This window comes from Sphingomonas faeni (assembly GCF_030817315.1).
Lineage (GTDB): Bacteria > Pseudomonadota > Alphaproteobacteria > Sphingomonadales > Sphingomonadaceae > Sphingomonas > Sphingomonas faeni_C.
In genome coordinates this window covers 626475-638566 of sequence record NZ_JAUSZF010000001.1, presented here as the reverse complement: position 1 = coordinate 638566, position 12092 = coordinate 626475, and the positions used below count along the sequence as shown (strand labels likewise).

Below are 12092 nucleotides of genomic sequence, written 5' to 3'. Positions count from 1 at the left end.
GCCCCTTTTTGCCGGCGGTTGCGCCGTGCATTTCTCCCCGGACAAAACCGGTTCTGGGGGAGATGTACCGACCGTGAATGGCGCATCGCAACAAATATCGTCGATTCGGTCCTTTTTAATTCTGTTTACGACGGCGGCGTGACATAAGCGCAACATAATGTCTGTAGATGGTCCCGTCCGGGACATTCCTGTCCTTTACCTGCATCGAGATTGTTCAATGCGTCATTTACCCCCCTCTGCGTACCGCTTGCACTCCTGGCTTTTACAGGCATTTCCTCTCGTACGGGCGCGACCGTCGTGGCCGATCCGGCCTCTTCGAAGACACTGGACGTTCTTGCCGAATGCCAGGAGGTCGCAGCCGATTCGGCCCGGTTGGCCTGCTTTGATGCGGCCGCTCGCCAGATCGCGAGCGCGCGCAAATCCGGCAGCTTGTTGGCGCTGGATCGCGCGACGGTCGTGGCGAGCAAGCAGCAGCGTTTCGGCCTCGCAGATGCAGCAAAAAATCCGCTTGGTGGTGGCGAGGCGGACCAGCTGACGAGAGTGACCGAAGTGAAGACGACGATCACGGGCGTGACTCCGTCGACCTATGCGCGGTTCTTGATCCAGCTGGCCAACAACACGGTGTGGGAAACGATCGAGCCGCTGACGCTCCCACCCCGTCCCGGCACGGCGGTCATCATCAAACAGTCCGGTTTTGGCGGGTTCAAAGCATCGATCGCCGGTGAACGCCCCGTCTTGGTCAAGCGTCGGCGCTAGCAACCGATCGACGACATAGCAGGACGAAACCCCGAGAAAAGCGGACACCTAGGGAACGACTGCAACTGAACGGCCCTGCGTTTGGATTAGATCGCGTTCGGGATCCGAATATCCGGATAACGCGTAGTCGGGCCGTACCACAGGACCCAGATATCCATGCCACGGCAGCCACCAGCTGCGATGTCAGCGACCAGCCAGCGCCGGTTTCAGATGCTCCGTACCCAACAGTAGTACCGTGCCAAGCGCCCGCCCTGACGCTGTCCGCCCGTACCCTATCCTCCGGCCGCCAAACGCCCCCATTCGACGCCGATAGCCGGGCGCAATCCCCCCCACCGCCAGACCGCTTGCCGCACGTCGGCGACCCGCTAAGCAGGAGCGACCGCCGTTTTGCCGGAGCCCCCGATGCGCCTTACCGTCACTGCCGCCCTTCTCCTCGCGACCGCCGCGCCTGCTTCGGCGCAGACGCTTCATCAATATGGCGGGCTCGCGCTGTCCCCCGCGGGCGATCGCACCGCGACCATCGAGAGCAGCGGTGCGCACGGGGTGGTGACGCTCCGCAGCGTCGCCGACGGACGCGTGCTGCGGACGATCGATCCGTGCGCGACGTGCAGCTATGCCGGGCTCAATTTCGCCCCCAATGGCGACCTCGTGTTCCTGGTCCGCGACAGCGCGGCGGGCAATGTCCGGCTGACCTATGCCGACGCCAAGACGACGCGCACCGTCGCGACCATCGCGGGCATCGCCCAGACCCCGCGCGTGTCACCCGACGGCAAGCGGATCGCGCTGCTGATGACGCTCGGTGCCGCCAAGGAGTCTGGCGCGACGCAGGCCGGCATCCGGATGATCGGCGAGATCGGCGAGAAGAGCGACGAGCAACGCCTCGCAGTGTTCGACATCGCCAAGGCCGCCACGACGGTCACGCCGCTCTCGCCCGCGGGTCGCTACGTCTACGAATATGACTGGACGCCCGACGGCCGCGGGTTCGTCGCGACCACCGCGCTCGGCAATGGCGACAACAACTGGTGGGTAGCGACGCTCGACGCGATCGATGCGCAGACCGGCGCGGTCCGCTCGATCGCCAAGCCGGCGACGCAGATCAACCAGCCGCGCGTGTCACCCGACGGCCGCACCGTCGCCTATGTCGGCGGCCTGATGAGCGATTTCGGCTCGATCGGCGGTGACGTCTTCACCGTCGGACTCGCGGGCGGCACGCCGCGCAACGTCACTGCCGGCGCCAAGTCGACGGTCACCACGATCGCCTGGACCCGCGGAGGCCTGCGCACGGTGACGCTCGCCGGCGACCAGATGCAGTTCGGCACGCTCACCCCAGGCCAGCCGGTATTGCCGGGCTTCGCCAAGCCGGCAAGCTCGAGCGCAGGCGACGGCCGCGCGGTGTTCTCCGCCGACGGCCGGATCGCCGCCGCCGTGGTGCAGGATTACGAACACGCCCCGGCGATCTACGCCGGCCCGCTCGGTTCCCGCGAGCAGGGCGTGAAGCAGATCACGCACGATAACGACGCGATGCCCGCACTCGCCGCCGCCCGCAGCATCAGCTGGAAGAACGAGGGCTTCGACGTTCAGGGCTGGCTGCTCGCACCCCGCACCGCCTTGGGCACCACGCCAACCGGCAAGGCGCCGATGATTACGATCGTCCACGGCGGTCCGGCGGCGGCCTCGACACCCAGCTATCTCTATCCGACCTCGCTGAACGCCGCACTCGTCAAAGCCGGTTACTACGTCTTCCTGCCCAATCCGCGCGGCAGCTACGGCCAGGGCGAGGCGTTCACGGCCGCGAACAAGCGCGACTTCGGCGGTGGCGATCTGCGCGACGTGCTGGCCGGCGTCGATGCGGTCGAGCGCGTTGCCCCGGTCGATGACAAGCGCCTCGGTCTTGGCGGGTGCAGCTATGGCGGGTTCATGGCGATGTGGGCCAACACGCAGACCAACCGCTTCAAGGGGATCGTCGCGGGCGCCGGCCTGTCGAACTGGGTCAGCTATTACGGCACCAACGGCATCGACCAGTGGCTGCTGCCGTTCTTCGGCAAGTCGATGTACGACGACATGAAGGCGTATGAGGACGTCTCGGCGATCTATCACGCGAAGACCGCCCAGACGCCCACGTTCATCTATGTCGGCGAGCGCGATATCGAGGTACCGCCGACCCAGTCGATCGAATGGTGGCACGCGCTGAAGGATCGCAACGTGCCGGTCAGCCTGGTGATCTATCCCGACGCCGGCCACTGCGTGACGGGCCCCGAACAGTCCGCGGACGTCCGCCAGCGGTCGATCGCGTGGTTCGACAAATACGTGAAGAACGCCAAGTAGCATCTGGGCGGCCGGGGGACTTGGGAATAGGCAGGCGCATGCCGCAGAACCGCTATTACCAGGGTCCCCCGTCCGACCATTTCGATGGCGTCCGGTTCTTCAATCCGGGCCAGTCGCCGACGGACCGCGGCCTCAAGGACGTGCTGCGATGGAAGCTCGGGCGCGGCGCGGCGACATGGCCGCGCTCGGTGCCCGTCACCCCTGTTAAGCCCAACGCGCGCGTGGACGGGATCCGCATTACGATGGTGGGTCACGCCTCGTTGCTGATCCAGGTGGCGGGGCTCAACATCCTGACCGACCCGGTCTGGTCTGAGCGCGCGAGCCCCGTCTCGTTCGCCGGACCGAAGCGCGTGACGGCGCCCGGCATCGCGTTCGACGACCTGCCGCCGATCGACGTGGTCCTCATCAGCCACTGCCATTACGATCATTTCGACGTCGCCACCCTGCGCCGGCTTCAGGCGGCACATGCGCCTCAGTTCGTCCTGCCGCTCGGCAACGACACGATCCTGCGCGCCGCCGTGCCCGAAGCCAGATGCGTCGTCGGCGACTGGTGGGACCGCCTGTTGATCGGCGATGGCATCACCATCACGATCACCCCCGCCTATCACTGGGCGAACCGCTGGCCGAGCGACGTCCGGATGGCGCTATGGGCCGGGCACTGGCTCGACACGCCGGCCGGCGCGATCTGGTTCGCGGGCGATACCGCGTACGGCAATGGCGCGATCTTCGGCCAAATCAGCGAGCGTCTCGGTGCGCCCGACGTCGCACTGATCCCGATCGGCGCCTACGCCCCGCGCTGGTTCATGGCCGGGCAGCATGTCGATCCCGACGAGGCGGTGCGTATCTTCACCGAGGTCGACGCGAAACACGCGCTCGGCATCCACTGGGGCACGTTCCAGCTGACCGACGAAGCCCGGGACGCCCCCCAAATCGCGCTGGCCGAGGCACTGACCGCCGCCGCGATACCTCGCGAGAAGTTCGTCGCAGCACCGCCCGGCGGCGTCTTCGATTTCGGCTGATCGAGGGGAGACCGAACCCCGGAACCGGGAAATCCGTCACGCATGTGAGCCGATCGAACGGTCCAAACGTTATCCACGCATGACAGTACGAACTTTACGGCTGCGGTTCGCTTCGGGTTGCATGCCGGTCCTGGTCCTGGCGCTCGGTGGATTTGCCCCGGCGCCCAAGCCCATCGCCCCGACAAAAATTGCAGCAGAGAGCCCGCCTCGCGTTGCATCGAAACCCGCATCAAAGGCAGTGGGCAAGGCCACTCCGGCCAAGGCGGCTTGGACTGCGGCAAACATTGCGGCCTTCGATCAAATCCTCGCCGACCGTGCGCGACACGGCCTCGATCGGGTCGAGTTCCTCCCCGCATCCGCAGAAGGCGCCTCGCCCATCGACGATGCGGCGCGGACCAAGGCTGCGCTCGACTATGCGGGGGCCCTCGCGCACGGCCGCATCGATCCCGCCTCGCTGCATCAGGTCTACACGTTGCCCCGGCCCAAGGTCGATCTCGCCACCGGCCTTTCCCGCGCGCTGGCGAAGGGCGACCTCGTCGCTTGGTTCGACGGCCTCGCGCCGCAGGATGCCGAGTATAAGCAACTCTCCGACGCGTATCTCGCGTTCAGCGCCAAGGCATCGACCGCGACCCCGGTGCAGGCGATCCCCTCCGGCGTGATCCGCGTCGGCAACCGGGACGCGCGCGTCGCCACGATCGTCGAGCAACTCGTCGAGAGCGGGTATCTGCCATCGTCGACCGACCCGCTCGCCGTAGCGCCCGTACCGACGCCCCTTTCACCGACGGCAACCGCGCCGACGCCCCTCGCGCCGACGCCCCTCACGCCGACGACCACGGCACCAATGATCTACACGCAAGCGATGGCCGAGGCGCTGAAAGGGCTCCAGACCGACTACGGCATCGCTGCAGACGGCGTGGTCGGACCCGAGACGTTGAAGGTGCTCAACCTCGGCGCGGGCGACCGTGCTCGGGCGCTTGCGGTCGGGCTCGAACGGCGGCGATGGCTGGCACGAACGCCGCCCGCCACCCGGATCGACGTCAACACCGCCGCCGCGCAGCTTCGCTATTACCGCGACGGCACGATGATCGATCAGCGCAAGGTCATCGTCGGCGAACCCGGTCGCGAGACGCCGGCGCTGTCGTCGCCGATCTATCGCCTCGTCGCGAACCCGACCTGGACCGTGCCGAAATCGATCCAGAACGGCGAGATGGCCAATGTCGGCGAAGACTATCTCGCCGAGCATAACATGGTCGTCCGCGATGGCTGGATCGTCCAGCAGCCGGGGCCTAGCAACGCGCTCGGCATGGTCAAGTTCGACATGGCGAACGACCAGGCGATCTACCTGCACGACACCTCCGCGCCGGGGCTGTTCGACCGGAGCCAGCGTCATCTGAGCCATGGTTGCGTCCGGGTCGAGGATGCGCTTGGGTTCGCGCGCATACTCGCGGAGGACGAAGGCGTCGGCGAGGCCTGGCAGACCGCGCAGGACTCGGGCGAGACGAGCTTCGTCCCCCTGCCCCGCCGCATCCCGGTCCGGTTGCTGTATCACAACGTCTATGTCGACGATTTCGGCAAGGTCGCGTTTCGGACCGATCCTTACGGCTGGAACGATCCGATCGCGGAGCAGCTCGGCTTCGTCAAAGCCTCCGCCAAACGGGCCGAGGCGCAAGCGATCGATATCGGGCCTTAAGTCGCTTTCGGCGGCTCGGGCCCTAAGTCGCTTTCGATGTTTCGGGCATCGCGAACGTCTTCGACAACCCGTGATACAGCTTTTCGCGACAGACCCATTGGCTGGCGGCGTCGGCGATGAACGCGGTCGCGAACATCGGCAGCATCAGTCCGCGGCTGGCGGTCGTCTCCGACAGGATGATGACCGCGGTCAGCGGCGCGCGGACGACGCCCGCGAAATACGCGACCATGCCCAGGATCACGATCGCGCTCGCGGGTTCGCCGGGAAAGATTTCGCGGAGCAGATTGCCGACGCCCGCACCGACCGCAAGCGACGGCGCGAAGATCCCGCCCGGCAACCCTGCGATCGCGGTCGCGGCGGTCGCGACGAACTTCGCGGGTCCGAACCATAGGGGGGCATCGACGCCGACGATCATCGCGCGCGCCGCGGAATAGCCCGTTCCCCAGGTCAGGCCGGTGAAGACGCCCAGCACCGCGACGACGGCGCCGCACGCCCCTGCGAACTTGACCGGGTTCGCGCGCGTCCACGTCGTTAGCCGATTGCGGCTCAGCGCCATCGCCAGCAACGTGCGGGAGAACAGGCCACCGGCCATTCCGCCGGCGATCCCCGCGATCGGCGCCACCAACAGTGCCGACAGCAGCGGCAGGTGGGCGCCGATCGCGCCGAAATAGATGTAATCGCCCTGCACCGACTGCGCGACCATTCCGGCGATGACGATCGCGGCGAGTACCAGCAACGTCACGCGCTGCTCGTACGCCGACGCCAGTTCCTCGATCGCGAACAACAGCCCGGCGAGCGGCGTGTTGAACGCGGCCGCGACACCTGCCGCACCACCCGCGATCAGCACCCCGCCCCTAAGCGGTACGCGGACGAGCCGGTGGGTCGCGCCCATCACCGCCGCGGCAAGCTGGACGGTCGGCCCCTCGCGCCCGACCGACGCACCGCCGAGCACGGCGCCGATCGTCAGCACCGCCTTGGCGGCGACGGTGAGCGGCGAGATCAGCGTCCGTGTCGCCTCGTTCGGGTCGGCCTGTGACGCGATCACCTGCGGAATGCCCGACCCCCGCGCGAACGGCGCATACCGCCGGGTCAGCCAGACCAGTCCCATGAACGTCAGCGGCGTCGTCAACAGCGGCAACCAGTGCCAGCTCTGCGCGTATCCGGCGAACATTTCCGCCGCCCAGTCCGCCGCTTCGGCGAACAGCGTCGCTACCACCCCGACCAGGATCGCCCCCGTCAGGATCGCCGCACGCGTCCGGAACTGTACCGACCGCGGCCCCCGCGCACGCAACAACGCGCGGTACCGCGACGGCGTCCAGCGCTTCGCCGGCACGAGATGATCGAAGAACCCAGCCATGACGTCGATCTAGATCATGCCGCCCGCCCCGTCACCCGCCTGCGGCTTGGCTGCGCGCAAGCCTCCGCAGACCGGTAACCGATTGACATCGTCCTGATATCTCACAACGATAGCGCTATCACAAAAATATAAAGAGGATGCTTCGTGGACATTACACGACGGGACGGACTGGGAATGCTGGCGGGGCTCGCCGCCACCGCGGGCACGACGGCACATGCTCAGGCACGGTCGATCCTGCGCCCAGCGCCGGCTACGGACGGCAGCCTGCAATCGCTCGCTGCGGCCAAGGGCATGCGCCTCGGCTCCTGTTTCGCATGGGGAGAACCCGGCGCCGACCGCGGTTCGTTCGCCAACCCCGCCTATGCCAAATTGCTGAAGCGCGACTGCGGGCTGCTGGTCGCGGAGAACGAGATGAAGTGGCAGGCGCTCCGCCCGAGCGCGACGACCTTCGACTTCACCCGGTTCGACGCGATGATGGCGTGGGCCGACGCCAACGCACTTCCGGTACGCGGCCACAATCTCCTCTGGCACCAGCCCAAGTGGATGCCGAAATGGGAGGAGAGCCATGACTTCGGCGCCACCCCCGCGCGCGCGGCGGAACAGTTGCTCGTCCGCCACATCACCACGGTGTGCCAGCGCTACGGCACCCGCATCCCCAGCTACGACGTCGTCAACGAAGCCGTCACCCCCGCCAACGGCACGCTGTACGATACCGCCCTCTCCCGCGCGATCGGCAGCCCCGAGGCGACGCTCGACCTGGCCTTCCGCACCGCGCGCACCGCGGCCCCGCATGCGCAACTCGTCTACAACGACTATATGAGCTGGGAACCGGGCAACGCGCAGCACCGCGCCGGCGTCCTCAAGTTGCTCGAGGGGTTCAAGGCCCGCGGCGTTCCGGTCGATGCGCTCGGCGTCCAGTCGCACCTCGTCACGCAGGGCACCGACACCCGCGCCACGATCGCCGCGCTCGAAGGCGAATGGCGCCGCTTCATCGATGCCGTCACCGCGATGGGCTATGCCATCGTCATCACCGAACTCGACGTCCGCGACAACGATCTCCCCGCCGATGTCGCGATCCGCGACCGAGGCGTAGCCGACTTCACCCGAGGCTATCTCGACCTCATGTTCGCCTACCCGGCGCTGAAGGACGTGCTCCTCTGGGGCATGACCGACCGCTACAGCTGGATCGAGGGGTTCGAGCCTCGCAAGGACAAGGCCCGCCGCCGCCCCTGCCCCTACGACGCCGCCTTCGCGCCCAAGCCGATGCACGCCGCGATCGCCGCCGCCTTCGCCGCCGCACCGCGCCGCTGACCGAAAAAAGGGCGCTCCGTACGACGGGGCGCCCCAAGGGGGGAGATGATAGCCGGCCGACCACTCCGGTCAGCCGGCATCCGCGCTACTTGATCGCGACGCGGATCGAGAAGGTGAAGCGGCGATCGTTGATGAACCAGTTGCGTGGTCGCGTCAGCAGGTCGTCGTTGATCACATAGGACGTCCGCGTGATCGAGTTCGTCAGGTTCACGCCCTGGAAACCCATCCGCACCGAAGGTGTGATCGAGTAGAAGATCGAGGCGTCGACCTGACCATAGGACTCCGCGAACACCGGTGAGTTCGGCACGATCACGTCACGAATGGTGAGCAGGTTCTTCGAACGCCAATTATAGGCGGCGCGTACTTCCAATCCGTTGCGCTGATAGAACGGCCCCACGTTGACCTGGTATTTGGACAGACCCTGCAACGGCAGACCGGCCGTATCGATGTTGGAAATGATACCTGCGGTAACGTTCGGATCGTTCGGGTCGAGGGTCTGTTGCGGCACGCCGGACGATTCGATGTACGTGAAGTTTCCGGAGAAGCCGAGCCCGGCCAGCATGCCGGGCAGGAAGTCGTACGTCTGCTGGTACCCGAGTTCGAGTCCCTTCAAGCGACCCGTATCGGTCGAGTTCAGCGGGGTCGTCACGATACCGTCAAAGCTCACGCCGTTGTTCGTGAAGGTCTGACGCTGCAAGCTGTTGGTCTGCACGCCGAACAGATTCTTCTTGAACAGCGACAGCGTCAGCTGGCCGACGTTCGAGAAATACCATTCGGCGGTCAGGTCGTAATTGTCGGCACGCACGGGCTTCAGATACGGGTTGCCCACGGTGAAGTTCGCGATCGGCCCGCCGTTGAACAGGATGTTCTGGTCGCTCGTGTTGAGGCCGACATTGTAGAACGCCCGGGTCTGGTCGAAGTTTGGCGGCGCGACGCTCTTGGTGAAGGCTGCACGGAACTGAATGCCGCTGCCGACCGCCAGCTTGATGTTGAAGCTCGGCAGGACATAGTCGTAGGTCAGCCTCGCGGCGACTGGCGACAACGCACCGTTCTGAAATGCCGCCGCTGCCGCCTGTGTGGCCTGCGGCAAGGCGCAAAAACGAGATACGGTCGCACCGGTTGCGATCTCCTCCGGCGTCAAGGTCGGACAGCTGAACGACTGTTGCGGGAACGAGTAGAAGCCTGACGAGATCCGGCGCGTCTTCGTGTAGCGCACGCCGACATTGCCGCTCAGGTTCCACCCGTTCGATAGGTCGTTGCCGAACCGCACGGAAAGATACGCGGCATTGTTGCGCTCGCTGACCGGATTGATCTCACCGGGCAGGAACGGCGTGCCGGCCACTGCGCCAGCCCGCCCGGCCAGCGGAACCCAGCCATTGGCGCCCGACAGGTTGCTCGTGAAGTTCCGCCATTCCTGGGCAATCTGGGTGATCGCCTGGGTCGCGGCGCCGTAATCCTGGAGGAAGCCTCCCGGTATGAACACGCGCCCGCCATTGGACGCGTCGTTCGCCTGACCCCTGAAGAAGTTGTCGTAGAGGAACGCCTGTTGCGGACCGAGTTGGCCGGCGTCACGGGTCGCCGGATTGCCGTCGATCGGCCGATCGAACCAGACGGGGCCGCCCGAACCGACCGATGCGGTCGCGTTGGGATCGGCAGCGGTCGGCGCCGGGACGGTACCCCCGCCCCAGATCTCGCTGAGCACGCCCCAGTTGTACGCCGTCGAACGCGCATCGTTCTGACGGTCGGAGAATCGATAACCGCCACGGATCGACGTCAGCCAGCTGTCCTCGGGGAACGAGTAATCGAGGTCGATACGCGCCGAATCCTCGTTGCCCTTGCTGTCCTCGATGTGATCCATCGCAGCACGGTAAAAGTTGTTATAGGGATCGGTTAAGCTGGGGTGCGCGGCATTCTGGTAGTTGTTGGGCTCGTTGGCGACCGGCACGAAGTTCACATAGGCCGGATCGTTGCCGTTCAGACGTATATCCGCGTTCTGATAGCTCGTGCCCCATACCGTCAGGTCGGTTACCTTCACCTGCGACCAGACATGCTGATAGTCGACGTTGACGCCCAACCGGCTTGTCGCCTGCCATTTGAAGTTGAAGCTCGCGTCGTTGGTGCGGAATCGCGATTGGTTGCCGCGCGCGATGTTGTTGCTCTGCAGGCCGTTGGTCGGCGTCCGCATATCGGCAGGTGCGGTCTGGTCTGCGCGGAAGCCGTTGGGGCCGGTGATCAGGCCGCTGGTGAAGACGTTGTCGTCGTCGAAGGTAAAGCTCGTGCCGGGGAAAGGCTGCGTATCGCCCGCCGCCAGCACGTTGTCCGTCGCCACTTCGATCGAATTCTCGGTCCAGGCCTCGCGCGAGTCCGTGCGGAGAAACTGTGCCGTCGCGGTCATCGACCTGTCGGGGCTCCGCCACTGACCGGCGGCCGAATAGCCATAGCGCGTACGATCGAATTCCTGGCTCCGGATCGCGGCACCGCGCGGGAGATAGGTCGTGCGGGCGAACGGCACCGTCACCGCTGCCGACTCCGCCGTTGCGGGGGTCGCGATGATCGAGTTGGGATTGTTCGGATCTATGTTGCTGGGCTGATAGAAGACGCCGTTCGTCCCCTCCGGACGCTCGCCCCAATTGGAGATCTGCACGCTGTCCGCGCGGCTGCGGACCTGTGAGCGGACGAAGCTGCCGAGCAGACCGAAATCGCCGATGCCGGTTTCCCAGCGGTCGCTGGCGAGCACCGATACGGTCGGCGCCGACTTCTTGACGAAGTCGCCGTAATTGTTCTCCAGCGTGCCACCGATGGCGAACCCGACGGAGTCGAACGGCAGACGCGTCCGCAGGTTGACCGTACCGCCGATACCGCCTTCGATCATATCGGCCGACGGGCTCTTGAACACATCGACGCCGCCCAACAGCTCGGACGGCACGTCGGCAAACGACAAGCCGCGACCGTTGTTCGCGCTGAACGAGTCGCGTCCGTTGATCTCCGAGCGCGTGTAACTCAGGCCGCGAACCGTGACGCCCGACCCTTCGGTCGAGAAGTGATCCGGGTCGACGCCAGCCGAGAACCGGCTGATCGATACACCCGGAACGCGCTGCAACGCTTCGGTCACCGAACGATCCGGCAATGCACCGATATCCTCGGCCGAAATCGAATCGACGACGACTTCGGAATTCTTCTTGATCGCCTGCGCGCTCTGCAAGCTGCGGCGAATACCGGTGACGACGATGTCCTGGCTGGCGGCCTCTTCCTGCGGGGTGGCAGTGGATTGCTCGGCCTGCGTCGGCACGGCGCCACCCGACGGAACCTGTGCGTTCGCGGACGGCTGTGCTTGCCCGGATCCGCCGGTGCCGACAGCAGTGCCGGCACTCGGCGCCAAGACACGATCTGAAGGTGCGGTACGCTCGATCGCGTTGGGAGTCGGCGTGCTCGGCGCGGAAAGGGAGTCGGATTGCTGGGCGGACAGCGCTTGCGGTGCCGCGGCCAGGCACAGCGCAATCAACGATGCTCCGCCTTTCAAAGCACCAATACGACGCGACGCAACTAGGATATTCACGGTGGTCATGACGATCGGCATCCCCTTTTACAGATAGCGCTATCATTTGTTGGCGCGCTTTATCTGCCGGGTGAGGTA

Annotated in this window: 7 protein-coding genes; 5 read left to right on the top strand and 2 right to left on the bottom strand. The window is 65.8% G+C overall.

Annotated features, from left to right (window positions below; translation table 11 throughout):
* Positions 1-297: 297 nt before the first annotated feature.
* From QFZ54_RS02985 to QFZ54_RS02970, 4 genes are all read left to right on the top strand, one after another.
* Entirely contained in the window at positions 298-756 is a 459-nt protein-coding gene (locus tag QFZ54_RS02985) for a hypothetical protein (RefSeq protein WP_307084266.1), read from the top strand.
* Between the two features lie 402 nt (positions 757-1158).
* Complete coding sequence (locus tag QFZ54_RS02980; RefSeq protein WP_307084264.1) at positions 1159-3081, top strand: S9 family peptidase; 1923 nt, start codon at positions 1159-1161, stop codon at positions 3079-3081.
* Positions 3082-3119: 38 nt separating this feature from the next.
* Positions 3120-4100 (top strand): MBL fold metallo-hydrolase, encoded by a 981-nt coding sequence (locus QFZ54_RS02975; RefSeq protein ID WP_307084262.1) that lies wholly within the window; start codon positions 3120-3122, stop codon positions 4098-4100.
* Between the two features lie 238 nt (positions 4101-4338).
* Positions 4339-5790 (top strand): L,D-transpeptidase family protein, encoded by a 1452-nt coding sequence (locus tag QFZ54_RS02970; protein ID WP_307084260.1) that lies wholly within the window; start codon positions 4339-4341, stop codon positions 5788-5790.
* Between the two features lie 22 nt (positions 5791-5812).
* On the opposite strand, the gene QFZ54_RS02965 is transcribed toward QFZ54_RS02970, so the two are convergent.
* Positions 5813-7147: a chloride channel protein gene (locus QFZ54_RS02965; protein ID WP_307084258.1), complete on the bottom strand. Its 1335-nt coding sequence runs from the start codon at positions 7145-7147 to the stop codon at positions 5813-5815.
* Positions 7148-7291: 144 nt separating this feature from the next.
* Here QFZ54_RS02965 and QFZ54_RS02960 point away from each other — a divergent pair, with 144 nt between their 5' ends.
* A complete protein-coding gene (locus tag QFZ54_RS02960) occupies positions 7292-8458 on the top strand; it encodes an endo-1,4-beta-xylanase (protein WP_307084257.1) in 1167 nt (388 codons plus the stop codon).
* A gap of 85 nt (positions 8459-8543) precedes the next feature.
* Here QFZ54_RS02960 and QFZ54_RS02955 read toward each other — a convergent pair whose 3' ends face one another.
* Complete coding sequence (locus QFZ54_RS02955; RefSeq protein WP_307084255.1) at positions 8544-12023, bottom strand: TonB-dependent receptor; 3480 nt, start codon at positions 12021-12023, stop codon at positions 8544-8546.
* Between the last annotated feature and the right edge of the window lie 69 nt (positions 12024-12092).